This window comes from Streptomyces sp. NPDC041940 (genome assembly GCF_055589465.1).
On record NZ_JBVJBP010000005.1, the window covers coordinates 314,513 to 340,449 of the forward strand.

Sequence of the window (25,937 nt, forward strand, 5' to 3'; positions counted from 1 at the left end):
AGTGCGGGTTCACAAGGTCGGTGGTGGGTGCGCGCCTCACGTCACGAAGAAGATCCCGGCGTCGGTGCCGGCCGGCGTGTACTCGGCGAGCCGGGCCCTGAGGCCGTCCTCGCGCTGCGGCCGGTACAGGTCGTGGAAGGCGCCCAGCTCGGCGCCGTCGTCCGCGCCGCGCCGGATCTCCTCCGGGCAGCGGTCCGCCAACAACCCGTACCAGGGCGTGCCGTAGCGCTGGGAGGCGAAGAGCGGCTTGGTGTCCGGGCAGCGGTGGCGGCGCGGGGTGCGCGAGCCGGTGGGGACGTAGGAGTAGCGCACGCAGCCGATGCCGCGCCGGGCCACATGGAGCCGCCCTGTGAAGACCGAGTTCTCGGCGATCCGCACCGCGTGCGTGTGGATCTCGCCGATGACGGTGGTGCGGTGCAGGTGCAGCACGGCGTGGGCGTGCCGGCAGTCCGGGGCGGACAGGGCCTCGCGGTCGTCGGCGGTGGCGTCGAGGACGCTGTCCCGGATGTGGATGTCGAGGGGGTCCTCGCCCACCTCGTCGCCTATGACCTCGATGGTGCCGAGGACGCTGTGCTCGATCTGGAGGCAGGCGGTGGTGCGGTCCAGGACGATGCTCGGCTCCTCGGGCGAGTGCGGATCACACTCGGGCTCCAGGGACCAGCCGGGCACGAGCGTGCTGTGCCGTACGACGACGGCGCCCATCGCGCCGGTGACGTTGATGCCGCGGCCGGCGACCAGCAGCCCGTCGAGGACGACACGCGGCCGCTCGTGCGGGGCGCAGTCCTCCGACACCGCGCGGATGTTGAGGGCGTCGGGGCGGTTGCTGTACCAGTCGAGCAGACGGATCACGGGGCGGGTGCCCTCCGCCGCCCGCACTTCGAGCCGGTCGCCGGGGTCGAGGTCGAAGTCCAGCTGCTCCTGGTAGGCGCCGCTGTGGGTGATCTCGATGATGCCGTCGGGTCCGGTGCGGCCGGCCCGGCGGTCGTGCTGCCAGGCCCGGTAGGCGTCCATGATCTGCCGGTACGGCTGTCCGGGCCCGACCCGGTAGAACTCCGCGTCCGGGCGCGGCTCACGGTCGCGTTCGTACTCGCCGCCGCCCATGTCGGCCGCGAACGCGTAGTGGTGGTCGACCCATACGCCCTGCCGGGGCGCGGACCGCGAGCCGAAGGCGATCCGGCCCAGCTCGGGGTCGACGGCCACCTGGCCGCGCTTCGGCCGGTAGCGCCAGTCCGACAGGTCGGCGACCACGATGTCCGAGGGCGGTACGGGGTTGTCCTCGCCGTCGCGCCGGATGACGAAGCTCTTGCCGGGGCCGTAGTAGTCGAGCAGCCGGTCGTGCAGGAGACGGCGGGTGACGAACGCCGGCACGTTGTCGACGGTGGCGATGTGCGTCGGAGAGGGCTCCGGGAACGGCTTGGTGACCAGCGGGGTGTCGTTGCCGAGGATCGAGAAGGTGTAGAGGTTGCGGGCTCGGTCGATGCAGTAGGCCGGGGTCCGGGTCAGCGCGTACGCCTTCAGCCGCCATACGAACAGTGCGACGCCGGCCGGGGTCCAGCCGCCCTGCCGATGCCGGGACTCGGCGCGGCGGACGTCGGCCGTACGGGCGTCGTTCGCGAAGGGTCCGCCGCCGAGGGCGAGTTCGGCGCCGTCGCGCAGGTCGGTCAGCCGGCCGCGCTCACCCCGGTGGGTGCCCGTGCCGTACAGCTTCACCGGCTGGGTGTGGGCCACCTGCCGGGACAGTTCGACAGCCCGGGCGGGCCAGGCCGCGACCTGCTCGGACAGTTCCTCCAGCAGGTGCAGGGTGCCCTTGCGGCGGCGGCTCGCGACCGTGGCGGCCACGTCCCGGCGCGGGGCGACGGCCTCGGCGAGGGCGGCCCGGCCGCCGTCGTGCAGGCCGGTGGTGAGGACGCGTTCGTAGCCGGGCAGGGTGCGGTAGCCGACGAGGTCGCCGAGGTACGGCAGCACCCAGGGGGCCGCCGTCTCCACGAACAGGTCCTCGTAGCCCTGCTGGACGCCGTCGCGGACGCGGTCGATCTGCTCGGTGATCACGGCGAGCAGCGCGCGCAGCGGCTCGCCCTCCTCGGCGTCGCGCAGCCGGTGCCAGCGGGGCAGCAGGTCGGCGAGCCCGTCCGGCTCCCTGGGCAGCACCGGGGCCGGCGTCTCCGACTGGGGATCCGGGGACATCACTTGACCTCCGTCAGAATCAGGGTGTCCGCGGCGCGGGGCGACAGCAGCGCGAGCTGGGCCGGGCGGATGCCGCGGAAGACGTACACCGACCGGCCCTTGGGCAGCCGCCGGGTGTCGGTGATGTCGGGGTTGAGGCGCAGCAGTTCGGCGAGCGGGACGCCGTACCGGGCGCAGATCTCCGACAGCGTCTCGCCGTTCGCGGCGCGGACCGTGTGGATCTTCTCGTCGTACGTCGCCGGGTGCGCCGGGACCGACGCCTTGGGCGGGCCGGGCCGGGTGAGCAGCTCGGTGAGCTCCTCCGGGGTCGCGGAGGCGGGCACGCCGGTGAAGACGTCGACGTCCACGTAGTCGACGCCCGGCACGGTGTGGGCGGTGGCCAGGACCTCGGAGAGGCGGGCGGGCCGGCCCAGCTCCCGGCCCTCGAAGCCGAGCCGGTTCAGCAGGGCCTGCCGCAGGCGCGGCTCGACGTTGTGCCAGGCATGGTCGGGGGCCACCTTCACCCGCGCGGCGATCAGCAGCAGGACGAGTTCCCGGCCGTCCACGCGGACCGGGAGGTTGGGGTCGCCGTACTCGGTGAGAGCGCCGCGCAGGGCGCGCAGGGTGTCCGAGTCGGGGGCGATGGGCACGTCGTCCGTACCCGCGACCGTCACGTGCAGCACACGCCGCCGCCCGTCGAAGAGTTCGCGTGCCGAGGCCCGGCCGATGCCGGCCCGGGAGCGGGCGAAGTCCTCGTAGTCGGACTCGGACACCAGCCGGTCCAGCGCCGAGACGGCCAGCGGGACCGTACGGCGCGTCAGGCCGGGGCCGTCGGCGTCGGCGCCGCCGGTGGCCGGGCGCGGGTTGGTGACCCCGGTGACGCCCAGGGGCCGGGTGAGGGGCTGGGTGACGCGGTCCGCGGGCACGTTGGCGGCCCTGCCGGTGCCGAAGCGGTAGCGGGCGCGGACGTTCTCGTGGCCGGAGGGCAGCCGGGCGCCGTGCACACCGTCGCCGAAGGTCACGGTCGTCCGGCCGTCGGCCGTGGCACCGCTGATGTAGACCCGCTCGGTCGGGCCGCGTCCGGCGAGGCTGTCGACCTCGTGCCACAGCACGCCGTCGACACGGAGTTCCAGCACGGGGGTGGCGCCCAGGGGGTTGTCGTCGGCGAGCCAGGTCAGCGGGGACTGCCAGAGCGCGAAGGTCTGGTTCACGCGGCCCGAGTCGCCGCTGCCGATGGCCTCCTCGCGGCTCTCGCCGTGGGTGGCCTCGACGACGTTGCCGAGGACGCGGACCGTCTCGCGACGGTAGCGGTGGGCGAGGTCGGCGGTGAGGGTGAGCCGGGTGTGGACGTGGTCGCCAGGGAGTCGGGGATCGACCGCCGGATCGGCGGCGGCGACCGTGACCACCTCGGTGGCCCTGACGCCGCCCGGGATGTCGCCGCGTTCGCCGGCCACCATGAGCGTGCGGCCGGGCCGCAGCCCTTCGTACAGCTCGGCGAGTTCGATCTCGTTGCCGTGCACGTCCTCGCCCAGGGGCTCGTCGGCGAGACGCAGCGGCTCCCCGGCCGCGTGCACGGTGGTGTCGCGGATGTGCGACAGCAGAACGTCGAACTCGTCCAGCCAGGGGTCGGCGAGGGTGAGTTCGGTGCCGCGGCCGGTGATGCCGTAGTTGGTGTACGCGGCCGTACGCGCGGCCACCACCTGCGTGGTGACGAACGCCAGCTTCTTGTCGCCGGGCACTCCGCCCTCGGCTCCCTTGGCGGGCCGCTGGATCGCCACCCAGCTGCCGACCGTGATGCCCTCGTGCACGGTGTCCAGCTGGAGCGTGCGGCGGTTGACGGGCTCCGGCTTGCTGGCGATCACGACCTCGACGTTGGGCTCGGCGCTGCCCAGTGTGTACTTGAGGCTGACCTCGTGGTCTCCGTGCGTGAACTGCTCACTGGCGCCCGGCCGCAGGGCGATCTGCTCGGAGGTGCCGTTGTGGACGCCGACGTGGACCAGGCCCTCGTCGTCGGGCCGGGACACGAAGAGCGTGCGCTCGGGCAGGGCGGGGAGGAAGCGGGCCGTGACACCGGGCTCCTGGGAGTCGGCCGGACGGCGGTTCAGCCAGCTCAGGTCGCGGTCCTGGCCGGAGCGCACGGACAGTTCGACCTGGCCCGGGCCAAGGGTGAAGGTGACGGGCTGGGCGACGGGCAGGTTCTCCGCGCGCTGGTCGGAGCTGCTGCCCTCGACGTACTGGAACTCGGCCCGCACCGGGGACTTGCCCGCCGTGTCGAAGACGACCCGCATGGTCGCCAGCACCGCGCCGGTCAGGGGCCAGTCGGCGGTGCGGATGACCCGGCCGCGGTCGTCCTGGACCGGCTTCAGCGGGGCCGTGGCACCGAAGGGAGCCGCGGTGACGCGCAGGGCGAGCAACTCGCGCAGCAGCTGCGGGGTGCCGGGCGCGGCGGCCGTGCGCCAGGCCGGGTAGAGGCTGCCGAGGCCGGGGTTGAGGGCGGAGAGGAGACGGGCGGTGTCGGTGCCGGGGAGCTGCCGCCGGGTGGTGCCAAGGGGGTTAGGGGCCGTGGCACGGAGGGCGGGGAGTACCGCGCCCAGGGCTTTCAGAGCGGCGGCGTTGGTGTCGTCCCTCAGGGGCGCGGGGAACTGCGCGACCAGCCCCGACGGCCCCGCAGACGGCCGACCACCCGCATCCGTCTGCGCAGGCGCCAACTCCAGTGCCCTCTCAGCGAGTTCCGCGAACACCGCCTCCAACCGCTCGAACCACTCCGCCACCCCCTCATACGGAGCAGCCAGCACCTGCGCCTCACCGAGCCGGGCAAGAGGCTCGACGAGACGGCCCGCGAGCCGCTCGGGCGTCTTGACCCCCTCCAGGTCGTTACGGAGCGGTTCGAGGACCTGGTCCTCGAAGTCCTCGATCAGCCGGCTGACCGGCCGCGGGTTGGGCACCTCCGGCGTGGGCGGCTCATCTCCCGGTTCGCCGGGGGCAGCGGGCTCGGCGGTCCAACGCCGTACCTCATCGACGAGTTCCTCAACGGTCCGCGGCGCCGACTTCGGCAGGGAGATCGCCGTGATCTCGTCGTCCCGGTCGACCCGCGTCCTCGCCACGGGCAGCAGCTTGCGCGCGCCGCCTGCGCCCTCCCCGAAGACGAACAGCAACTGGTCGCCGGTCTGAAGGGAGAGTCCCGTGCCCTCGACGAACAGCTCGGAGCGCTTCTCGAGGTCCTGCGGGGTGAGGAGCGAGGGACGGCGGCGGCGGACCTTCAGCTCGTTGAAATCCCAGCGGGCCGTCAGGTCCCGTGCGGTCTCGAACGTCAGCGACGCCTCATCGGCGGAGGCCGGCACGCTGTGGCTGCGCGCGCCGCGCGGGATCAGCACGTTCTGCGCCTCGGCTCGCGGGTCACGTTCGAGGGTGTACGCCAGGTGCGTCGCGGCGGCGACACCGGGGCGCGGGCGGTGCCCGACGAGCCGGCCGAGCAGCACCAGGGAGCGGTGCTCGTCGGCGGTGCGGAGGTAGGCCTCGTCGGCGATCCGCTCGGAGTGGAAGGTGAGCAGGTCGCCGAGGACGGCCGTGGCGTCGAGCAGGCCGATCGCCGGGTCGTCCGGGGTGCGGACGGTGAGGCGGTTCAGCGCCGGGTAGGCGGGCGAGGCGAGCCGGTCGAGCAGGGCGGCCAGGAAGGAGCCGTACTCGCCGACGCGGTAGTCGAGCGCGGTGCGGCCGGGCGGGTTGTGCGGCGGTGTCGGCACGAGGCGCTCGTCGTGGCCGCCGCGGCAGGCGCCGCCGCAGCCGCAGTCGTCGGTCGCGGGGACCGGATGCGGGTCGGTCATCGGGCACCTCCCAGGGATATCGCCAGCAGGCCGTTCTCCGGCCGGTCCGGGTCGTTGTCGCAGGTGGCGATCTCCAGCGGGCCGAGCCGCAGCACGCCGTCCTCCCTCTCTCCTCGGTCCTGTCCGGACAGCCGGCGCAGCCGGGTGACCTCGACGCTCTCCACCCCGGGCACGGCCGCGGCGACGGCGACCAGGCGGCTGAGCCGGACCGGTTCGCCGAAGGTCAGCGCGTCGGGGTGGAAGAAGCCGAGCCGTCCGCCGGGCAGCCGTCCGCTGCCGAGCACGCGGTACAGCTCGGCCAGGATCTGCCCGTGCTGGTGCCCCGGCTCGGCGCAGACGCTCAGCGCGATGTCGAGCGGCACCAGTCGGGCGGGCGCCACGACGAGGTCGTGGCCGATGCGCCGGTACGTCTCCAGCGCCTGGACGACCGAGTCGAGCAGGCCTGGCGACGGGTCGGCGGTGCCGTACGCGTCGATCGCGACGTGTGCTTCCTGGACGCTGCCGGTCCAGCGGATCTCGGCCGCCGCCCGCTGCACGCCCGGCAGGGCGCCGGCGAGGGCGGCGTAGTCCTCGGCGGTGACCGCGCGCAGCCGGGTGCGGCGCAGGTCGAGCGGGGCCAGCTGGCGTACCTGCTCGACGGGTTCAGGCCGGGTGCCGCCGGTGGCGGGCAGCGGATTGCGTACCACGGCGGCCGGGGCGTCGCAGTCGCCCTGCACGACCAGGTGGTTGATGGCCTCGGCGCCGACGTTGCCCGCGGTGCCGCCACCGAGCCGGTGACGCAGCTCCAGGCGGGAGCCGGGCGTGGGCTTCGCGCCGTGCCGGCCGTCGCCGAAGCGCAGCGCGAGGCGGCCGTCGTCCTCCAGTTCGCCGACGAAGTGCCGCTCGCGCGGACCGCTGTCGAGCAGGTCGCGGCGCGGCTCCCAGGTCTCGTTCCCGTCGTGGGGGCGTACGGCGGGCAGCGCCCGGCGCGGGTCCTGGACGAGGGCGGCGGTCGCCGAGCCGCGCAGCACCGTCTCCTCGGGGTGGAGTCCGCTCGCGTAGGCCGGGCCCCAGGCGTGGGCGATCTCCCAGGCGATGTGCCCGTCGAGGACGGTTCCCGCCCGGGCGCGGGCGGCGAGGACCTCGACACGGCGGAGTTTGGTGTCGAGCAACTGGTCGCTGCGGTAGAGCAGTTCGCGCAGGGCGCGGACCGGGTGGCGGTGCAGTTCGAACCGCTCCAGCACGTTCAGGCCGTAGATCACGGCGAGTTCGGCGATCTCCTCCTGGCCGAGTCCGTCCCGGTCGCGGGCGCTGCGCCACAGCTCGACGAGCCGCTGCCGCACCCGGCCCGGGATGGCCGCGATCCGCTCGGCCTGTCCGGCGGCGACGGTGCCGGGGTCAGGGAAGGGCACGGCCTGGGTGACGGGCGTACGGCCGAGGACCGGGCGGAAGCGGGGCGCGATGCCCGGGTAGACGGACTGGGCGAGCAGGGTGCGCAGGGCGGCGGCCTGGGCGTACGCGGTGCCGGGCACGACCTGTTCGTGCCGTTGCCCGGCGCTTTCCAGGCCGAGGCCGGCGCGGTTGGTCGCGGCCTCGCCGACGACGTCGAAGAGTTCGCGGACGTCGTCGGGTACGAGGGCCCGGCCCGACTCGGTCCGGTCCGTCAGGGCGTTGATCAGCCGTGCGGGGGCGTTGCCCTCCTCGGTGTCCTGGCAGCCGAAGGCGGGAGGGTCGCAGGGAGCGGTGACGGCGGGCACGGGCGGCACGGTGACCGTCTCGGGCAGGCCGGTCAGCGTCCGCCCGTGGTCGGCGAGGACGACATTGCCCCGCGCGAGGGTGACGTCCTCGACGGGCAGGCAGTCGCGTCCGCCGCGGGTGGTGAGGCAGAGCGGGAAGCGCAGCGCGTCCTCGGCGGCCCAGGTGATCTCCAGGACCGGCTGGTCCTCGATCCGGTCGAGTCCGGGTGTGACGGAGGTGATCCGGACGGCCTGGCGGTGGGCGGGGTCGGCGTCGCCTGGGGTGCCGGTGCGCGGGCCCTTCACCTCCTCCAGGACGAGCACGTCGCCCGGCCTGAGGGCCAGCCGGCGCTCGCGGCAGGTCTCCGGATCCACCCAGGCGTCCCTCAGCGTGGCGGCGGTGGCGCCCTGTGGCAGGGTGCACACCTCGCCGCCCCAGGTCCACAGCCGGATGGCGTTGTGCGCGACCCGCAGCTCCAGCGGGTCGGTGGCGACGACCGGTTCGAAGACCTCCACCGAGCCGCGCTCGTCGAGGTCCCCGAGGTCGGCCTCGTCGATCACCGTGCCCGGTTCGGGGCGGTCGTGCGGGTCGAGGCTGCGTACGTCGACGGAGGCGAAGCGGAAGGTGCCAGGGGCGAGCGTGACGTCGTCGGCGGTCCGGACGGTGACGTAGGCGCGGGCGTTGCAGCCGTCGTGCATCGCGTAGTCGATGAGCTTGACGTGACGGCGTACGGAGACCCGGCGGCGGGCGGTGTCGAGGTAGGCCTCGGTGGCGACCGCGTCCTGGTGGTAGCTGATCTGGTCGCCGGTGTGGGCGAGGAGTTCGACGAGGGTCATGCCCAGGTCGGCGGGGTTGCGCTCGGCCCAGTCGGGAGTGGTGAGCGCGAGCCGGTCCAGGAGCAGCTTGCGGATGGTCTCGTAGTCGCGGGCCGTGTAGTCGATGACGGGCGCGGCGGGGAAGTCCGGCTCCGGCCGGTGCCCGTCCTCGCAGTCGAAGGGGGTGGGGCCATCGGGCCGGAAGGAGAACGCGGCGCTGTGGTACCGCTGGTCGAAGCCGCGGTACGGCTCGGTGCCGGGCCGTCCGTACGGGTCGGCCTCGACGAGGGAGAGCCGGTAGCGAGAGGTGTCTCCGGCCCGGTCGAGGGTGACGTAGAGCCGGTCGTCGAGCTCCGGGTCCTCCTCGCGTTCGACGCTGACGTCGACGGCGGTGATGCCGGTGACGCGGCGGCCGCCGTCGACGCGGACGTTCTCGGGGCCGAGGCCGTGCGGGGCCTTGCCGAGAAAGGTGACGGTGAGGAGCAGGCCGTCGTCGCCGGTCTCGACGGTGTCGACGCCGCCCAGCTGGGCGGCCCTCACCTTGCCGCGGCGGGATGCTGTGGTGCCGGTCGTCATGCGGCGGCCCTCCCTTCGAAGACGTCGTCGCGCCGGGCGCCGGTGGCCCGGACGGCGTACGACAGGTACACGCGGACGACGCCGTCCGCACCGCCCTCGCTGACGATGTCGAGGGCCTGTACGTCGATGAGGTCGCCGAGCCAGCGCTGCAACGCGGCCTGCACGGACAGTTCGAGCGTGCTGATCAGCTCAGGGCTGTTGGGCGCGAACACCAGGTCGAGGAGTCCGCAGCCGAAGTCGGGGCGCATGACGCGTTCGCCGGGGCTGGTGAACAGCAGTTGCTCGATCAGGTCGTGCACGTGCTCGCCGTGGCCGGCGTGCGCGGTGCGGCCGCGGCGGTCGGCACGGAAGGGGAACGCGATGTCGGAACGGGGCCTGGCGGCCCGGCTGGTGGTGTTCATCGGACGGTGACCTTTCGCTGCGCGGCCTGGACGACGGGCGGCCCCTGCGGGACGAAGGCCGCGCTGAAGCACTGGGCCGCGGAGGTGTCGAGCAGCACGGGCGCGCCGTCGACCGTGATGCCGGTGGTGTCGGCGGTCCAGCGGACCGTGACGCACGGCGAGGGCACCCGGTCGACGGTGTGCGGGCAGCCGGTGACCACGTAGGCGTGCGCGGCCGTGGCGACGGCGGCACCCGCGACGCGGACGCCGCCGGAGGGCGGGGTGGCCGCGGTGACGCGTCCGCCGTGCGGGCAGCCGAGCACGGTGCCGGCGTCGAGAAGTCTTCTGTTCGTTCCTGTCACTTGCTGGCTCCCCCGTCTATCGCTTCGAGAGCACGGTCAACTGGCCCTCGTTGATCGTCACTTCACGTCCGCGCAGCACGACCTCGGCACCCGCGCCGGTCGCGATGACCACGGCTTCCTTGGTGACGCGGATGTAGGCGCCGCCCTGGGCCTGGAGGAGGATCCCCTGCTCGGCGCCGGGCGTGTCGTCCATGACCAGCTTGTGCGCCTGCGGTGTCTGCACGACGACCGGCTTGCTCGGCGAGTTCGCCTGGAGCGCGCGGCGGGCGTCGGGCGGCAGCTCCTCGGCGGCGCCGTACCAGCACCCCGTCCACACCGGGAAGCTGGGGTCCCCCTGCTCGAACTCCACCCACACACCCGCGCCGGGCGGCGGCACCACGAACTGCCCGGACTCCGGCCCGGTGAACGGCAGGCAGGGCAGCGCCCAGGTCGACGGCTCGTCGCCGAGCACGTCCGGGACCTCGACGGTGACGCGGCCGATGCGCAGCGGGTCGTTGTTGTCGACGACCCGGCCGCGGAATTTGCCGAGGTAGCGATTGCTGGGTGCCGCCATGGTGGAGGTGCTCCTGGTCGATGGTCTGGTGGAGGGGGTGGGTCACGGCCGGACGTAGTCGCTGCGGGCTTCGAGCCCTTCCCTGGAGAGGGTGAAGTTCTGCTGGTACGAGCCCGGCCGCAGGTTGTGCGTGACGGACTTGACGTAGTAGTCGCCGTCGTAGGCGCGTCCGGCGCCCCGTACGCCGACGAGCTGGCGCGGCTGGAGGATGTAGCCGTGCCGGTTGACGTCGAGGGAGCCGGAGCCGGAGACGACGTCGGCGGAGACGGCCGCGCGGGCGAGCAGTTCGGCCTCGGCCTGCTCGCGCTGCTGCTTGGCCGTGCCGGACAGCGTCCTGCGCTTCAGGGCCGGGGTGGGGCGCCTGCCGAGGGGCGGGCGCAGCGGGCTGATCGGCGGTTGCGGCAGCAGGGTGGACTGCCGGGTGCCGGGGTCCTGCCAGCGTGCCTGCGGCTCTTCCCTGGCCGTCCCGTCGTAGGCGAACGTCAGCTGGTCGACGGTGGACTGGGCGTCCATGTTGACGTTGAGGGCGTGCTGGCGGATGCCGAGCCGGACCTCGGGTCCCCAACGGGCGGACGACTGACCGGGGTTGGGCCCGGGCTCGAGGTAGAAGGTGTAGCCGTTGGCGCGGGCGAGTTCGGTGACGTACTGGAGGTCGGTGCCGGTCTGGTAGTGCACGCGCAGGTCCTGGTGCGGGGGCTGGGCGACCTTCTCGGTGTAGACGTCGGGCCGGATGCCGTAGTCGGAGTAGCGGCGCAGGATGGCCAGGGCCCGCTCGGAGGGCGGCAGGTTGGGGTAGCGGGCGGTGCGCTCCTCCAGGTCCATCAGCAGGGTGAGGTCCTCGCCGGTGACGGTGAGGGTGGAGTGGCCGGGCCGGTTGCTGGCGCCGACCTCCTGCCGTACGACGAGCCCGTCGAAGAGCACGGCGGCCGTGCCCCGCACAGTGACGGTCACGATCAGCCGGGTCTTCGGATCGAAGTACCCCTCGGGCAGCAGCCGGCGGCTGATGACGCCGTTCTTGGTGAGGTCGAAGGCGAGCTGGAACCCGCTGCGCTCGCCGGCGGTGGCGGTGATCTGCGCGGAGAGCAGGGCCTCGGTGACCTCGGCGGGCACGGGGCGGGCGAGCTTGGGCCCCATGAGGAGGGTGATGTGCACGGGGCCCTGCCCCACGGGCAGGTCAAACACGCCGGTCCCCCTGCGGGAAGCCGCCGGCGGTCGGTATGCCGATGATCCGCCCGGCCTCGTCGGTCAACTCGCGTGGGTCGAGCACGGGGTTGGCGTCGGCGATCTGCCACCACTGCCCGGGGTCGCCGAAGTACCGCTGGGCGAGCAGGTCGGGCCGCTCCCCCGAGGCGACGACATGAGGCTCAGCCTCCTGCCGGCCGCCGTCGTCGAGGGGCGGCAGCAACCGGCGCCTGGTGTACCGGACTTCGCTTCCGTCGAGGCGGCGGTGCACCCCGATCTCGGCGTCGTGGTACCGGCTGGTGCGCGGATACGGATGAGCCCCGGGGATGGCGTCCAGGGCGCTCTCGTACGGTTCGATGTCGGCCATGGTGTTGCTCAGCCCCTCCTGATCGATGCGCTCGCCGCTGCCCCGAGTCCGCCGCCGAGCCCCAGCGCGCCGAGGCTGCCGCCCCTTGCCGCCGCGGCCAGCCGCTCCTTCTGCGCGAGGTGTGCCATGTACAGATCGGCGCCGCGGTGCCCGGCGGGCAGGTCGCTGACGGTGAGGATCTTCATGCCGATGCTGAGGGAGGCGCGGATGGGATTGAGGTTCACGTCGAAGGCGGACTCGTTCACGGACAACTCCGTCAACCGCACGGGCATGACCCGCTTGCTTCCCCACGTGAACAGCGTCAGCGGCATCTCGATCGGGCTGATCTCGATGGCGCCCTTCTGCGACAGCCGGCTGGCGGCGCGCAGTTGCGCGGTGGTCGGCTGTACGAGCATCTCCAGCGTGGCGAGCTGCGGATGGATCCCGTCCGGCGCCGCGACCTCGAACTGGTCCGTCGCGTCGATCTCGGCGGTGAACTTCCAGGTCTCCTGCGCGGGGCCCTTGAGCCGCAACGCCTCGTTCCGGTCCCCACTACCAGCCCCTCCGCCTCCGGCGTCCCCGCTGTCACCTGCCGACTGAGGGCTCACACTGCGTTCGAGGGTGTCCGGGTTGAACTGCAGCACGATGATGCGTTGGGGGGTGCCGGTGTCGGGGTTGACCACGACGATGCCGGAGCGGATGGGTTTGGGGATGTCGGCGTAGCGGGTCACAAGCGGGCCTCCAGACGGGCGCGAAGGTCCGTGTAGTCGTGGTCGGGGAAGAGGCGGGGAAAGAGGTCGAGCATGTCCGACAGCCTCCGCGCGGTGCCCTCGTAGTCCTCCTGGGCCAGCGCAACCTCCGTGAAGAGGTACTGCCAGCCGAAGGTTCCCTTCGTCATGCGCAGGGCATCCAGATACGCGCAGTGGTCGATGTCCATCCGGTGCAGGCCGAGCGGGCCGGCGTCGAACCACAGCTCGGGGTTGGTGACACCGGGTTGGACACGTAGCGCGGTGAGGTGCCCCACCCCGGTCATCGTGGTTCCGTCGAAACTCCGCAGTTGGGAGAGAAGCTCACGTTCCTCAGGGGTGGGGTTCGGCCGGCCCAGCTCGGGAGGGTCACCACTGACCACCTCCGAGATGTGTGCGACATCGAACTCACCGGCGATGGACGTCTCCGAATCGACGACCTCCCATGCTGCGGAGATGGAGACGAATCGGAAATAGCACCTCTGCAGCGACGGATCCAGCGAGATGTCCTCAAATTCCGCCAAGTTGGAGAACTCTGTCGGCGCATCACCGAAAACCTGGCTCACCGGTCCCTGCTCAGCCCGGGAAACCCGGAGCGCAGCGCAGGATCGCAGCTCGTCGAGCACGCTGACCCAACTGCGTTCGTAGGGTGTCAGATCTGTCATCTCTCCTCAATTCCCAGGCATGCGTCACGCAGGGTTTGTTCAGTCTTCGTAGCGCAACATGTGCTTGGCATCCTTCAATTGCTGGATAGCCGCGCTGCGGTTCTCGTTGAGGCCTCCGGAGGGCACCCCACCTGCTCCTGTGAGGTCCAGCCTGGCCTGCAGTGCGCGGGTGAGCTCCGAGAACTTGTTGAAGACGATTCCCTGCTCCCGGATCTTCACGATGGCTTCCGCGAAGTGCGGACTGATACCGGTGGCCGCCCGGATGGTGGTGGCGGCCGCTGTGTTGACATTGACCGTGGAAGGCTTTCCCGGCGGATCGAACTTCCCTGGCCAGCTCCCCTTCGCGTTCCTGTCCCGGACCCACTGGTTGTTGGTGACCTGGTATCCGCCCCAGGTCACATCGACGGTCTTCGGGAATCCCTTGTGAGCCGGCCAGTAGTCGATGTCCACGTCGTACCAGATCATCTTCTCCGGCCTTCCCGTAGGACCGGCTCCCTTGACCGTGTGCCCCAGGGCGCGCGCCGCGGGGTGTTCCACCACATTGGCCGCATCGTTGTTGTTGATTTTGCGGGCGGGGACGAGATTGGACGTGGACGCATGGCCACCGAGCCGGGCCGGGAGCATATGCATGCGCACCCAGTTGTTCTTCCGCTCGTCGTTCGCGGTCGGCACGGCGTTCCATCCCTCGGGCAGGGCGCCGGTCCGGTTCTCCGCCTCTGTTCCGGCGGGCGTCGACTTCTTGATGTACGACGCCTTGAAATTGAAGGCGAGAGGCCCGTCCGCGAAGGGCGGAAGCACAGTGGGGGGCAAGGGAGGTTCGCCCTCGGCCGACCGGCGCTGTTCGAGAAGCTCGGCCAAGGACTCCATGAGTGCCCTGAGACTCTCGATCTGGCTCTGGAACGCCTTGTCGCCCAGGGGTTTGCCGCTGATGCCGTACGGGCTCCGGGTCGGAGGCAGGGCGTCCTGCGCGCCCTCGACCACGTGGTGCTGGGCCTCCGCGGCCCTGTGGGCCCGGTCCTGCCGGGACCAGAGGTCCGGGTCCGAGTCCTTCAGCCCGGCGATCTCCTTGCTCCAGCCATTGAGGTACTCCCTGATTCCCTGCAGTCTGCTGCGCGTCGCGAGATCGGCGCTCCTTCCCTTGCCCCTGAAGAGCAGGGTGTGCGGGTCGCCGTCCATGGTCCTGAACCGCACCTGCGGCAGGTCGTAGTCCCTCCTGCCCTCCGGCTCCCGCTGCTTCTCCCGGTCCTGTGTCCGGCGCTTCTCGCGGTCGCGCGTCCGCTCCTGCCTGCGCCGCCACTGGTCCCTCAGACGCCGCAGCCGGTCGTTCAGCAGGTTGCCTGTCCTGCGGCGGGCCTTGCCGAAGAGCCTGCCGACTGCGCGGCGGGCCCGGTTGACCGCCGCCTTGAGGGTCTGGCGGGCGCGTCGGAGAGGGCGGCGGCGCGGGCGGCCGCCGGGGCGGCGGTCCTTGTCCGTGTCTCGGCGGCGGTCGTCGTCTCGGCGGTCGTTCCTGCGGTCGTCGTTCCTGCGGTCGTCGTCCCTTCGACGGTCGTCGTCACGTCGGCGGTCGCCCCGACGCGGGCTCTTGGCGTCGCGGTCACGGTCACGGTCGCTGTCGTCCCGGTCGCGGCGACGGTCCGGGCGTACGGTGTCACGCCCCGGCCCCCGGCGGGCAGGGGCGTCGCGGCGGTCGTCCCTGTCGTCGTCCCTCGTCCTGCGGTCCGCGTCCCGCATCCGCTTGCGGGCCGCGTTCACCTCGCGCCCCTCGTCGCGGCGTTCGTCGTCGTCGCGGCGCTTCCTCGGGCGGGTGGTGTGGGCCGGGCGGCGCTTCTTCTCCGGGGTGGGGCGCTTGCCGGGGCGGGGCTTCGACGGGGGGCGGGACGTCTTGTCCTGGGACGGCTTCCGCGGGGCCGACGGGCGGTCGGTGGGCCTGTCGTCCGTGCGGTCCGGGGACGGGGTGCGGTCGTCCTTCGGCTTGGTGGGGGCGTCCGGTGGGGACGGCGCGTCGGGCGGGCCCGGCTTGTGCTTCTTCGTGCGGAGGTTCTTGAGCATGTCGCCGAGCCGTTCGGCCACCTTGCCCATGAAGCGGCCGACGCCCTCGACGAGGAACTCGTAGACCAGTTCCAGGAGTGCCACGACCCCGGCCGCGACCGCCTTCGCGAACGGCAGTGCGCCGTTGCCGCTCTTGACCGACTTCAGGAAGTCCATGAACAGGCCGAAGGCGGCGAGGATCTCGCTGAGGGCGCCCCACGCGGTCTGGAGGGCGTCGATGACGGCCATGACCCAGCCGGCGCCGGGGATGAGCTTGGCGACGACCTTCTCGACGACCATCACGCCGATGATGACGGGGAGTTGGGGAAGGGCCTCGTCCCAGGCCATCTGCGCCATCTGCTCGACGGTGACGCCGCCGGAGATCAGCTCCTGGAAGTCCTCCATCGGGACGCCGATGATCTCCTGGACCTTCTGGTTGAACCAGGCCCTGACCGCGGTCTTGATCTCCTCGAAGAGGTGTTCCTTGGCGCCCGTCTCCGCGGCGGCACCGGCCTTGCTGATCCAGTCGCCCGGGTCGGAGACGATGTCGTTGAAGATGGCCGCCCACTCACCGAGCGCGGCGACCGCGGCGGCACCGAACTCCAGCGCGCCGACGGTGACCGTCTCCGCGATGCCGACCGCCGCCAGCAGGCCGCCCTCCAGGGCGTCGAGGCCCGCCAGGAGCGCGCCGCACAGGCCGTCGAGGAGCTTCCCGGCGACCTCCTTCAGCGCGTCCGCCGCCTCGTTGACCTTCTGTACGGCCCAGTCGCGCGCGCCGTCGATGGTGTCGCGCCACTTGTCGCGCATCGCCGGGTAGTCGGCGAGGAGTTCGTCGCCGAGGGCGATCAGGGCGTCGGCGAAGGTGTTGATCTGGTCGATGACCCAGTTGCGGGCGTCGTCGATGAGCTTGAAGACCTGCTGCTTGAACTTGTCGATGAGGTCGGTGACGACCTGACGGGCCTTCTCGAAGACGCTCTTGATGGCGTTCTTGAGCTTCTCGAAGAACTCCTTGAGCTTCTCGATGGCCTCTTCGAGCCAGTTGTCGGCGTCGTCCTTGCCGTCCTCCTGCTTCTTCTCCGCCTCCTTCTCGGCGCCCGTCTGCTCGTCGTCGATCTTCTTGTTGTCGTCCTCGGTCCGCTTGTCGACGTCCTTGTCGGTGTCCTCCTCCTTCTTCTTGATGTCGTCGCGGACCTTGTCGTACTTCTTGCCCTTCTTGTCGTCGATCTCCGAGACCTTGGCGTCCTGCTCCCCGCGCCACCGGTCCCGTGAGTCGGCGATGTCGGAACGGCCCTTGTCGCGGGCGTCGGACTGCTTCTTGCCGCTGGCCGTGACCTCCTTCCGGAGGTCCTGGTCGTGCTGCTCGCGGTCGCCCGCCGCCTTCTTGTCCTTGGCCTGGCGCTCCTGCCCCATCCTGTCCCGGCCCTGGGAGAAGCCGGCCTGGATCTGCGGGCCCCGGTCGTGCTCGGCGACCGCGGAGGCGGACTCGATCGGCACACCGCCGCCGGACACCGACTTCGCACCGCCGGTCTTCGCGCCCTTCTTCCCGCCGGCCACCTTGCCGGTCAGGGTCTCCTTGGGCACGTCGGGATAGATCTGGTCCTCGCCCATCGGGCGGGCCGCGTCGTCCCGTCCCGACCGGTGCAGTTCGTTCTTCCGGTCGTCGAGCTTCTGTCCCTGCTCGTCGGTGCGCCGCGGGTCGGAGTCGTTCTCCAGCGGCAGCCTCGGCGCGTCGCCCACGCGGGCGTTCCTCAGCCCCTCGTCCTTGGTCGGCAGCCCCAGGATGGAGTCGATCAGGTCGTCGAGCGGAAGGATCTCCTTCAGCAGCTTGCCGAACAGCTGGGCGCCGATGGTGACGGCGATGTCCCACCAGCTGGGCTCCGGGACATTCGCGCCCGGGACGTCGCCTTCCGGCTTCTGCTCGCCCTTGATCTCGGGCGTCCTGCCCTGAGCCGCGTCCGTACGGGCGACCTTGGCGTTCGTGTACGTGCCCGGGGCAGCCGCACGCGGGCCTCCGGGGACCGTGCGCGGGGAGCCGGAGGGCCGCTGCGTCTTCGGCGGCGCCTTGCGCAGGCTGGTGCGCTCCTTGTCGACGGAGCGGCCGACCGCACTGCCGACGCCCTTGAGCGTTTCCAGGGCCTGGTGCGGCTTGAGCCCGGCAGCCGTCGACAGGCCGGACTCGGGGGTGGCGTTGGAGACGTCCGGGGGCGGGGTCTCCTTCTTGGCCTTGGCCTTCGATCCGCCGGATGCGGCGGGGCGGCCACCGCCGCCTCCGCGGCCGCCGGAGCGGACGGGTGCGGGGGCCGCGGACTTGCGGCCTCCCCCTCCGCCGCTTCCGCCACCACGGCGCGACGCGGTCCTCGCGGCCTGGCGTGCCGCCTGGCGCTTGCTGCCCGCCGGGCGGGAGCGCGAGCCCGTGGAGCCGCCGGACGATCCGGCGGGGGCCGCGGACTCGGTGGCCTTGGGAGTGTTGGTCTTGGGTTGCGGCCCCGCGGCCATGGGCGAAGGGCCGTTGCCCGGTGCCAGTTTCGGCGCGCTCGACGGTCCCGGGGTGGAGACCTTGTCCGGGCCGCTCTCCGGGCCGGGTGTGGTGGCCGGGCCCTTGCCCTCGGAGGCCTCCGGGCCACCGGGGGACGTGTCAGGTGCGGGAGCCGTGGTTCCCTGGTCCCCGGCGGTGTCGCGCGGGCCGGTCGCCCCGCCCTCGGACCTGTCGGCCTGCTTTTCCTTGTCCTTGCCCTTGTCGGCTCCGGAGTCCGCTTCCTTCCCGCCGCTGCGGTCGGGAGCTCCGGCTTCCGGTTTCCGGGCGCTCTCGCCCGCGTCGTCCTTCTCCGCCGCGGTGCTCGACGGTGAACCGGCGCCCTGTGTACGGGCGTCCTCGCCCGACTTGGCCAACTGGTCGGGCGCGGCGGTCTCACCGGGACCCGCAGCGGCGCCGGTCGCCGCGGCGTCCGAGGTCCGGGCCTCCTCGTCGCGCCGTGCGGCCTCGGCATCCTCCTGGCGTTCGTCGGACTGCTTCCGGTCCCGGTCGGTCCCGGCGGCATCGGCTGTCGAGGCCGCGCCGGGAGACGCCGTACCGAGCCCACCGCCGATTCCGGACGCGTCGGTCTGCTCCGCGTCGGCCGTACCGCTCAGGAGGTCCTCGAAGGACCCGCTGCCTTCCTCCTCCTCGGAGTGCGCCGCGGCGTCCCGGGATGTACTGCCGGGCGTGGCCTGGCGCGGTGCCGTGTCCGGCGCCGGGGCTTCGGAGGCGGACGACGGACCGGGCGGCGGGGCCGTGCCCTTCCGCCGCTCCTCGACGAGGTTCGGGTTCTTCGCCGCGTCCGTGTACCCGACGAGTTCGGCGTCGGGCACGGGCTGCGCGCCGGCCGCCCCGGCCGGGTCGTCGCCCGCCTCCCGCTCCGCGTCGTCCTGTGCGGACTCCGCGTCCAGCCCCAACGGCTCGTCGTCCGCGTCCTGTTCGTTCTCGGGGTCCCCCGCCGCACGGGCCGTCCCGGTGTCACCCCCGGTCCGGGACTTCTCGCCGGGCTCGGCGCCGCTGCGGTCGACGGTGCCCGGGGCGGGGGCCTGGCGGCGGGTCGCCTCGGATGTGGCCTCGTCCTCGCGCCGCTCCTGATCGCCGGCCTGCTTCCCGGGCTCCTGGGCGGCCTCGTCCTCAGGGCCGCCCTGGTCCTCCTCGGTGTCGCGCTCGTCCTGCTTGTCCTGGTCCTGCTGGTCGCGTTCGGTGTCCGAGGCGTCCTTGCGTTCGTCGGCGGCGTCCTTCTCGGCGTCCCGGCCGGAGGCGTCCTTGTCCTCCTGCTGGTCCTGCGAGCGCTCCTGCTCGTCCTTGGAGCCCTCCTGCTGCCGCCCGGCCGAGCCCGCGCCGCCCTGGGCGTTCTCGTGGTCGGCGTCGCCGGAGGCGGATCCGCCGTCCTCCTGGTTCTCGGCGTCCGCTTCACGGTCGCCGCCGGGCGCGGGCCGGCCGTCCTGCGGTTTCCCGTCCGGCTTGCCGGGCGCGTTGGGCCGTACGTCCTGCTCGGGGACGGGGTCGGACTCGGAGTCCTCGCGAGCGCGCCGCTCCTCCTCGATCTCCTCCGCCGCGCCGGGGACGGCCGACGGAGCCGCCGCGGTGTCCATCGGCAGCGGACCTGCGTGCTCCGTCTCCTCCACGCCTTCCAGCAGCCGGTCGACGGCGGGCGCGGGCAGTCGCAGTTCCAGCCGGTCCAGGACGCTGTCCTGCACCTCGGGCGCCATACGGGCCAGCTGGATCCGGACGCGGCCCGACCGGTCCTCCGGGTCGCCGCGCAGGGAACGCAGGAGGCCGTTGGCGAGGCGGTCGACGAGGGTCGCGGGGTCCAGTTGCTCCGTGCGGCGGCGGTCGGCGTCGACGGTCGCGTAGCGGAGCCAGCCGGGGGTGGCCTGCGCCTGGTCGAGGTCCGCTGTCGTGTCCGGGCCCTGTTCCGGGTCCCGTACCAGGTCCTGTGCCGCCGACTCGGCCTCCCGTTCGATGGCCTGCTGCGGCAGACTCACCGCCCCCAGGTCGCGGCCGGCGCGCAGGGTGCCGAGGCCGTGCGGGTTCTGGACGGTGTGCAGGAGTTCGTGGGCGAGCAGCCGGCGGCCCTCGTCCGTGCCCGGCCGGTACGCGCCCTCGCCGAAGAAGATGTCCTGGCCGACGGCGACCGCGTCCGCGCCGAGCAGGTCCGCCAGCTGACCGGCGTCCCGGCCGGTGTGCAGGCGTACGCGGCTCAGGTCGTGGCCGAGGCGCTCCTCCAGCTCCCGTCGCACGCCGGGGTCGAGCGGCTGACCGGCACCGCTGACGATGTCCTTCGGCTCGGGGGCCCGGGACGTGGCCGCACGCTCCTTGCGCTTGCGGCGGCGCTGCTCGGCGGACTGCTCGGAACGGCTGTCCTGGGTCGGGGAGTTGCTCACGACGTCACCTCCCCGCGGCCGCACAGGCCTTCGTGCACCGCGCGGGCCAGTTCCTGCCCGAGGCGGCGGGCGGACAGGCCGGCGGGCAGCGGCGGCAGGCCGGACAGGACGTCGGCGGTCCACGGGCCGTCGGCGGGCATGCCGTGCTCGCGGACCAGCCGGGTCAGCTCGTCCTCGAAGGCGGCCGAGACCCGGTCGGGGTCAGCGCGGAAACCGTCGAGGACCAGCTCGCCTATCTCCACGCGGATCTCGCGCGGCGCCGGTGCCCCACCGGGGCGCGTCCCGCCAGGGCCTGTCCCACCGGGGCCTGTCCCATTGGTCGGCGTCGCCCCCGTCTGCGTCACACCCATCCGCGGACCTCCGTCGGCGTCAAGGAGCGTTCCAGCTTGAGGTACTCGGTACGGGCCCCCGCGAGCATGTGCCGCATCTGGAGCGCCTCGCCCTCCTCGGCGGCGAGGAACGCGCCGGACAGGGCGATGTTGCGGATCGAGCCGCCCGCCACGGTCAGCTGTGCGAGCAGCTGCGGGTCGATGTCCTTCACCGGGGCCTGCGGCGGCAGCACGCGGCGCCAGATCTCGGCGCGTTCGTGCTCGGCCGGGAAGGGGAAGTCGACGACGAAGCGGATGCGCCGCAGGAAGGCGTTGTCCAGGGCCTTCTTCATGTTGGTGGTGAGGATGGCGAGGCCGCGGTAGGCCTCCATCCGCATCAGCAGGTAGCTGACCTCGAGGTTGGCGTACCGGTCGTGGCTGTCCTTGACCTCGCTGCGCTTGCCGAACAGGGCGTCGGCCTCGTCGAAGAGCAGGAGCGCGCCGCCGCGTTCGGCGGCGTCGAAGACGCGGCGGAGGTTCTTCTCGGTCTCGCCGATGTACTTGCTGACGACCTGCGAGAGGTCGATGACGAACAGGTCGAGGCCGAGTTCCTTCGCCATCACCTCGGCGGCCAGGGTCTTCCCGGTGCCGGAGCCGCCCGCGAAGAGCGCGGTGACGCCCAGGCCGCGGCGCAGGGTGGCCGCGAAGCCCCACTCCTGGTGGACCATGGCGCGCTGACGCACATGCGCGACGATCTCCCGCAGCACGCCGGTCTGCCGCTCGTGCAGCACGAGGTCGTTCCAGCCGGCCTGCGGTTCGATACGGCGGCCGAGTTCGTCCATGCCGACCCGGGCCTCGTCCATACCGGCCCGCCAGGCCAGCCCGGCGGCGTCGAGCTCGTCCTCGTAGGGCAGTTCACGGCGTACGGTGGCGGCGGCGGACCGTACGACGTGCGGGGGCAACTGGAACTGGGCGATCAGGGACCGCAGTTCGGTCTGCTCCAGGTCGGCCACGTCGTCGAACGCGTCGGTCCACAGGGCCAGTTGCTCCTCGTCGTCGAGGCTCGGCGCGCTGACCCGGGTGCCGTGCGGGCGGTCCGTGCGGCGCGGGTCGGCGCTCGACACGACGACGGGCACGGCGGCCCCGGCCAGGAACGCCTCCGTGGCCGCCTGCTGGTCCCGGTCCGGCTCGCCGTACTCCAGAAGCAGCGCGGCGGGCAGCAGGATCGCCTCACGCTGCCACAGCCGGGCGAAGCGGTCGCGCTCGGCGGGGTCGACGGGGATGTCCTCGGCGCTCAGCGCGTACAGCCCGAGCCCGGCACGCGCGGCGGCCGCGGCGGCGATGTCGGCACGGCTGCGCAGGTCGCCGCCGACCAGTTCGACGAGCAGCGGCGCGTCGGGGCGGGCGCCGTCCGTCCAGCCGGCCGCGACCGCGCTCGCGGCGAGGTCGTACGACGGCGGCAGCCGGTCGGGCACCGGCGTGCGGCGCAGCTGGCCGTGCAGCCGGGCGTCCAGGTAGGGCGAGCCGAGCAGGAAGTGCAGGATGCGTTCGTCGAGCCGGAGCCGGGAGGTCGTCAGCCGCGACGCGTCGTCCAGCTCCACGATCCGCCAGCGGCGCAACGGCGACACGGGCGGCAGCGCGCTCCAGTGCGGTTCGTCCAGGGCGGCCAGGGCGAGCGAGAAGGTCGGGTACGCCCGCTCCGGATCACCACTCGCGGCGGCACACCGGGCGCCGGTCGTGGGCTCCAACTCCTGCGCGGCGGCGAGCAGCACGAGGTCACGCTCGAAGACGGTGAGCCCGAAGCAGGTGACCAGGGCGTCGAGGGGACCGACACCGGGGCCGTCGACGACGGCCCCGGGCACGGGGGCCTGGGTGGCGTCGCGCCCCTCCGCAGGCTTACCGACACGATCGGGGGCACCGCTGCTCTCTGGATCCCGCGAGACGCGCTGCGCGGCGCCGCTGCCGGGGCATCCATCCGCGACGCGCTCCGCATCGGCGTGCTCCTGCGACCCATGCCGCGCGGCCGTCCCGGCAGCACGTCCGTCCGCGGCGCGCCCCGCACCCGCACCATCCTGCGCAGCGTGCGACGCAGCGACTCCGCCACCACCTTCGCCCGCAGCGCGACCCGCACCCGCGCCGCCCTGCGTAGCACGACGCGCGGCCGTCTCCCCGGGCGTCTCCCCCGCCGCCCGTCCCGCGTGAGCGTCGACGCGGGCCAGGACACGCCGGATCTCGGCCGTCAGCGTCGTGCCGGCGCCCAGCGCCGCGGCAGCCGTCGCACCGGCCGGGGCCGTGCCGTGCGCTCCCATGTCCTCACCTGCCCCCGTCGCTCCCATGGGCCTCAGTTCTCCGGGTCCTCGTGTCCGCGCGTGTTCTCCGCCACCGGCCGGTTCTGCGGGGACTTGGCGGCCGTCTTCTTCGCGGCCCTGGCGGGCGACGCCGGCTTACGGCCCCGGGTCGCCTTCGCAGGCGGCTTCGCCGGTGCCTTGGCAACAGCCTTCGCAGGTACGTCCGACGGCTCCGCGGCACCCTGCGAGGGCGGGCCGTCCGGCGCCGCAGCCGGCGCCCCCAACGGCAGCACCCGCACCTCCGGCCGCTCCACCCGCTTCGCCGGCACCGGCGTCTCACGCCCGTCGATGAGGACCAGGACCGCCTGGTAGACGACCGACAGGGTGTACGGCGTCTGGTGGAGCATCCCCCACAGCTTGGACGTCTCGTCCACGTCCATCGCCGTCGGCGTGAACCGCACCCGCTGCACCGCCTCGGCCAGGTCGCTCCCGCTCAAGTGCGGCCGCTGACCGGCGAGTTCGATGATGTCCCCGGGCAGTACGGGTATCTCGTGCAGAGTGCGCACCACCGAACCGATCAGGCGCTGCCCGACCAGTTCCGCCTCCTCGCCGTACGCGCTGATCAGGTAGTGCAGGTCGAGCGCGGCGGCAGGCCGCCGGACCAGTGTCCCGTCGGAGGCCCGGACCGGCAGGTCGTTGTTGCGCTGCGAGGTGTTGGGCGTGACCTGGTACAGGAACACGGTGATGGTCGGCTCGAGCGGCGGATCGGCCGGCGGCTTGCGCGGCTCGACCTTCACCGCGATGTCGATGTCCGGCGGAAGGTTGGCCTCGATCAGCAGGGCGAGGGCCTGGGTGACGTGGGCGAGGGCAAGTGCGTTGCTCATGGCGTCGGTTCCTCGGTCCCTCTCCTCGTGCTGGTCTGTCTCGTCGTACGGCTGCCGTGCCGTCGCGGCTCGCTCACTCGCGTCCCCTGGCCAGATAGTCCGCCAGGCTCACCGCGGCCCGGGGCCGCTCGGCGTCCCGGGGCCGGGGCCTGCCGCCACCGCCCTGCGGCGCCCCGCCCGCGGTGACCTCCAGCCGCCCGATCTGCACCTGCACCACCTGCTCGGCAGGGCGCCCGGGACGGCGGGCCGCCGCCTGCCGGACGGCGTCCCGGGCGGCCGCCGTGTCCGCCGCGCTGGGGAGCAGCGGGGCGGACACGGCGGCGGGGAAGGCGGCGTCCGCACCAGGGGGGGTCGGCACGGACGCCGCGTTCGTGGGGGCGGCCCGCTCGGTACGGCCCCGGCCCGCCGCGCGGCGCGCGGCGTCGGGGACCGGCCGCAGTACGGGGCCCGTGGGTGTGACGGGCCGCAGCAGCGGCCCGTCGGACTCGGCGAGCCGGGCGGCCGGGCGAAGTGCGGGCTCGTCGGGTGCCGGGGCGGGCTCGGTCCGTACGACCGTCCGTTCCCGTTCCGTACGGACGACCTCGCGGGCCGCCGGGCGCGTCCCGTCCGGCCGGGCGGCGGCCGGGGCGGCGACGGGCCACAGCGGCTCGGTGCCGTCCGGGTCCGGTGCGGCGGCCCGTACCGCCTCGACGCGTTCGAACGGACCGGCCAGCCGCGGCCGTACGCGCACCACGCCGGGGCGCCGCGCGGCGGGCGCCGCGTGCCGGGCGAGCAGCCGGTCGAGGAAGTCGGGCTCCGGCCGCCCTCGCGAGGTGGAGTCAGACATCCGCACACAGCTCCAGGTAGTAACGGCGCCGCAGCGGGCTGAGCGCCAGGATCTCCGGCTCACTCCAGCCGTAGGCGGTGGCGAGCAGATGGACGTCGAGCAGCAGGTCCCGGGCCCAGGCGTCCAGTTCGGTCCACAGGTAGGAGGCGATGTCCAGCTCGGCCCGGGTGGGCTCCCCGCATTCGGGGCAGGCGATGGCGAGCGTGACGTCGGCCCCCGGGTCGGCTGTTTGGGCCGCCTCGGCGATCCGCCGCTGTACGGCGACGGGCAGCGTGTCGGCGGACACGGGCCGCCCGTCGCGTACGGCGGTGACCACACACCGAGCGAGCAGGGCCCGGCGCGGGTCGGCGTCCCGGGCCGCCGCCGTCAGGTCGGCGACGCCGGGCACCCGGAACTCGACCACCCAGCCGTCCTCGGCGACCCGCACCAGCGGGTCGCCCCGGTCGGCCAGGGTGCGGGCGAACTCCCCGGCGTCCAGCTCGAACTCCATGTCCGCGCCGCACGCCCCGCACTCCAGACGCACCTGCATCCGCTCCCCGAACAGGGCCATGCGCAGCGCGAACAGATCCGCCTCGCGCTCCCCCACCGGGAGCGCCAGCAGCGCCTGCTGATCGCCGCCCAGGTCGGGCCGCGCGGCCCGATGCAGCAGGAGGGCACGCCCGTCCGGAGCCTGACCGAGCCCGCTCTCCCAGGTGGCCAGGACATCGGCCGCCCGTGTGATGACCATGCCTCCCCCAACACGTGCCCCATAGGGGCGCGGGGACGGCGCGACCAGCCCCCACGAACCCGTAGACGAACAACAACCCCACTACGGCGCTTCCCTGCGGAGCGCTACGCCGGGTTCAGGAACGACGGCTCCTCCGGCTCCGGCACCTCGTAGTCCCGCTCCCAGCCCTCGCACTCGAGCTTCAGCGACTGGATGGCCACCGCGTTGGCGTTGGCGTCCAGTTCGCCGAGGACCTGGTACTCGCTGGGCCAGGTCCGGTACAGCTTGTGCGAGACGGCGACCTGGCCGGCCTCGTTGAGGACCTGGATGACGATGTCCTTGCGGAAGTCCGCGAGGGACACCTCGGAGCCGAGGCCCGCGCCGACCTGCCAGACCTTGTTGGCCCAGCGGTCGAACTCGGGGTCGTGCGTGACGCCGCGTTCCAGGGTGATGCCCTCGAACTCGGAGCGGCCCGGCGACTTGCGCGGGGACGAGGGGTCGCCGCCGTGGCGGTGCTTGACGACCTCGGTGGTCCGCTTGAGCGGACTGATCTTGCTGATGCCCGCGACCGTCCGACCGTCCCACAGGACCAGGAACTTGAAGTTCTTGTACGGGTCGAAACGATGGGCGTTGACCGTGAACTCTGCCATCGAAATGTCCTCAGGGA

Annotated in this window: 17 protein-coding genes; all 17 read right to left on the reverse strand. The window is 73.0% G+C overall.

All coding sequences use genetic code 11. The features are described from left to right. Window positions 1–36: 36 nt before the first annotated feature. Window positions 37–2,184 (reverse strand): hypothetical protein, encoded by a 2,148-nt coding sequence (locus ACZ6I3_RS12430; RefSeq protein ID WP_469414036.1) that lies wholly within the window; start codon window positions 2,182–2,184, stop codon window positions 37–39. Next, a complete protein-coding gene (locus ACZ6I3_RS12435; RefSeq protein ID WP_469414037.1) occupies window positions 2,184–5,987 on the reverse strand; it encodes a putative baseplate assembly protein in 3,804 nt (1,267 codons plus the stop codon). The genes ACZ6I3_RS12430 and ACZ6I3_RS12435 overlap by 1 nt, the downstream gene beginning before the upstream one ends. Beyond that, window positions 5,984–9,094 (reverse strand): putative baseplate assembly protein, encoded by a 3,111-nt coding sequence (locus ACZ6I3_RS12440; protein ID WP_469414039.1) that lies wholly within the window; start codon window positions 9,092–9,094, stop codon window positions 5,984–5,986. Before ACZ6I3_RS12440 ends, ACZ6I3_RS12435 begins: the two co-directional genes overlap by 4 nt. Continuing rightward, the gene (locus ACZ6I3_RS12445; protein ID WP_469414041.1) at window positions 9,091–9,495 is read right to left on the reverse strand and encodes a GPW/gp25 family protein; all 405 of its coding nucleotides are present in this window, start codon (window positions 9,493–9,495) and stop codon (window positions 9,091–9,093) included. Before ACZ6I3_RS12445 ends, ACZ6I3_RS12440 begins: the two co-directional genes overlap by 4 nt. Further along, on the reverse strand, window positions 9,492–9,836 hold the full coding sequence (locus tag ACZ6I3_RS12450) for a hypothetical protein (protein ID WP_469414042.1): 345 nt from the start codon (window positions 9,834–9,836) through the stop codon (window positions 9,492–9,494). The genes ACZ6I3_RS12445 and ACZ6I3_RS12450 overlap by 4 nt, the downstream gene beginning before the upstream one ends. A 16-nt stretch (window positions 9,837–9,852) precedes the next feature. After that, a complete protein-coding gene (locus ACZ6I3_RS12455) occupies window positions 9,853–10,389 on the reverse strand; it encodes a phage baseplate assembly protein V (RefSeq protein WP_469414044.1) in 537 nt (178 codons plus the stop codon). A 42-nt stretch (window positions 10,390–10,431) separates the two neighbouring features. Continuing rightward, window positions 10,432–11,571 carry a hypothetical protein gene (locus ACZ6I3_RS12460; RefSeq protein ID WP_469414045.1) on the reverse strand — a complete coding sequence of 380 codons (1,140 nt, stop codon included), beginning with the start codon at window positions 11,569–11,571 and terminating at the stop codon, window positions 10,432–10,434. Beyond that, window positions 11,564–11,938 (reverse strand): hypothetical protein, encoded by a 375-nt coding sequence (locus ACZ6I3_RS12465; protein WP_469414047.1) that lies wholly within the window; start codon window positions 11,936–11,938, stop codon window positions 11,564–11,566. Before ACZ6I3_RS12465 ends, ACZ6I3_RS12460 begins: the two co-directional genes overlap by 8 nt. An 8-nt stretch (window positions 11,939–11,946) precedes the next feature. After that, window positions 11,947–12,648, reverse strand: coding sequence for a hypothetical protein (locus ACZ6I3_RS12470; RefSeq protein WP_469414049.1), 702 nt, complete (start codon window positions 12,646–12,648; stop codon window positions 11,947–11,949). Then, window positions 12,645–13,328, reverse strand: a complete 684-nt coding sequence (locus tag ACZ6I3_RS12475) for a hypothetical protein (RefSeq protein ID WP_469414051.1) — start codon at window positions 13,326–13,328, stop codon at window positions 12,645–12,647. The genes ACZ6I3_RS12470 and ACZ6I3_RS12475 overlap by 4 nt, the downstream gene beginning before the upstream one ends. A 39-nt stretch (window positions 13,329–13,367) precedes the next feature. Next, window positions 13,368–20,258: an eCIS core domain-containing protein gene (locus tag ACZ6I3_RS12480; RefSeq protein ID WP_469414052.1), complete on the reverse strand. Its 6,891-nt coding sequence runs from the start codon at window positions 20,256–20,258 to the stop codon at window positions 13,368–13,370. Beyond that, window positions 20,255–20,500, reverse strand: a complete 246-nt coding sequence (locus ACZ6I3_RS12485) for a hypothetical protein (RefSeq protein ID WP_469414053.1) — start codon at window positions 20,498–20,500, stop codon at window positions 20,255–20,257. Before ACZ6I3_RS12485 ends, ACZ6I3_RS12480 begins: the two co-directional genes overlap by 4 nt. A gap of 98 nt (window positions 20,501–20,598) precedes the next feature. Continuing rightward, entirely contained in the window at window positions 20,599–22,875 is a 2,277-nt protein-coding gene (locus ACZ6I3_RS12490; protein ID WP_469414054.1) for an ATP-binding protein, read from the reverse strand. A gap of 32 nt (window positions 22,876–22,907) precedes the next feature. Beyond that, entirely contained in the window at window positions 22,908–23,738 is an 831-nt protein-coding gene (locus ACZ6I3_RS12495; RefSeq protein WP_469414055.1) for a Pvc16 family protein, read from the reverse strand. A gap of 73 nt (window positions 23,739–23,811) precedes the next feature. After that, window positions 23,812–24,564 (reverse strand): hypothetical protein, encoded by a 753-nt coding sequence (locus tag ACZ6I3_RS12500; RefSeq protein ID WP_469414056.1) that lies wholly within the window; start codon window positions 24,562–24,564, stop codon window positions 23,812–23,814. After that, a complete protein-coding gene (locus ACZ6I3_RS12505) occupies window positions 24,557–25,291 on the reverse strand; it encodes a T4 family baseplate hub assembly chaperone (protein WP_469414057.1) in 735 nt (244 codons plus the stop codon). Before ACZ6I3_RS12505 ends, ACZ6I3_RS12500 begins: the two co-directional genes overlap by 8 nt. Window positions 25,292–25,395: 104 nt before the next feature. Then, window positions 25,396–25,920, reverse strand: a complete 525-nt coding sequence (locus ACZ6I3_RS12510; protein WP_004003113.1) for a phage tail protein — start codon at window positions 25,918–25,920, stop codon at window positions 25,396–25,398. Window positions 25,921–25,937 lie beyond the last annotated feature (17 nt).

Excerpts from the sequence above, each read along its gene's own strand:
- ACZ6I3_RS12430 (WP_469414036.1), bottom strand. The coding sequence starts at position 2,184 with ATGTCCCCGGATCCCCAGTCGGAGACGCCGGCCCCGGTGCTGCCCAGG.
- ACZ6I3_RS12435 (WP_469414037.1), bottom strand. The coding sequence starts at position 5,987 with ATGACCGACCCGCATCCGGTCCCCGCGACCGACGACTGCGGCTGCGGC.
- ACZ6I3_RS12440 (WP_469414039.1), bottom strand. The coding sequence starts at position 9,094 with ATGACGACCGGCACCACAGCATCCCGCCGCGGCAAGGTGAGGGCCGCC.
- ACZ6I3_RS12445 (WP_469414041.1), bottom strand. The coding sequence starts at position 9,495 with ATGAACACCACCAGCCGGGCCGCCAGGCCCCGTTCCGACATCGCGTTC.
- ACZ6I3_RS12455 (WP_469414044.1), bottom strand. The coding sequence starts at position 10,389 with ATGGCGGCACCCAGCAATCGCTACCTCGGCAAATTCCGCGGCCGGGTC.
- ACZ6I3_RS12465 (WP_469414047.1), bottom strand. The coding sequence starts at position 11,938 with ATGGCCGACATCGAACCGTACGAGAGCGCCCTGGACGCCATCCCCGGG.
- ACZ6I3_RS12475 (WP_469414051.1), bottom strand. The coding sequence starts at position 13,328 with ATGACAGATCTGACACCCTACGAACGCAGTTGGGTCAGCGTGCTCGAC.
- ACZ6I3_RS12490 (WP_469414054.1), bottom strand. The coding sequence starts at position 22,875 with ATGGGAGCGCACGGCACGGCCCCGGCCGGTGCGACGGCTGCCGCGGCG.
- ACZ6I3_RS12495 (WP_469414055.1), bottom strand. The coding sequence starts at position 23,738 with ATGAGCAACGCACTTGCCCTCGCCCACGTCACCCAGGCCCTCGCCCTG.
- ACZ6I3_RS12500 (WP_469414056.1), bottom strand. The coding sequence starts at position 24,564 with ATGTCTGACTCCACCTCGCGAGGGCGGCCGGAGCCCGACTTCCTCGAC.
- ACZ6I3_RS12505 (WP_469414057.1), bottom strand. The coding sequence starts at position 25,291 with ATGGTCATCACACGGGCGGCCGATGTCCTGGCCACCTGGGAGAGCGGG.
- ACZ6I3_RS12510 (WP_004003113.1), bottom strand. The coding sequence starts at position 25,920 with ATGGCAGAGTTCACGGTCAACGCCCATCGTTTCGACCCGTACAAGAAC.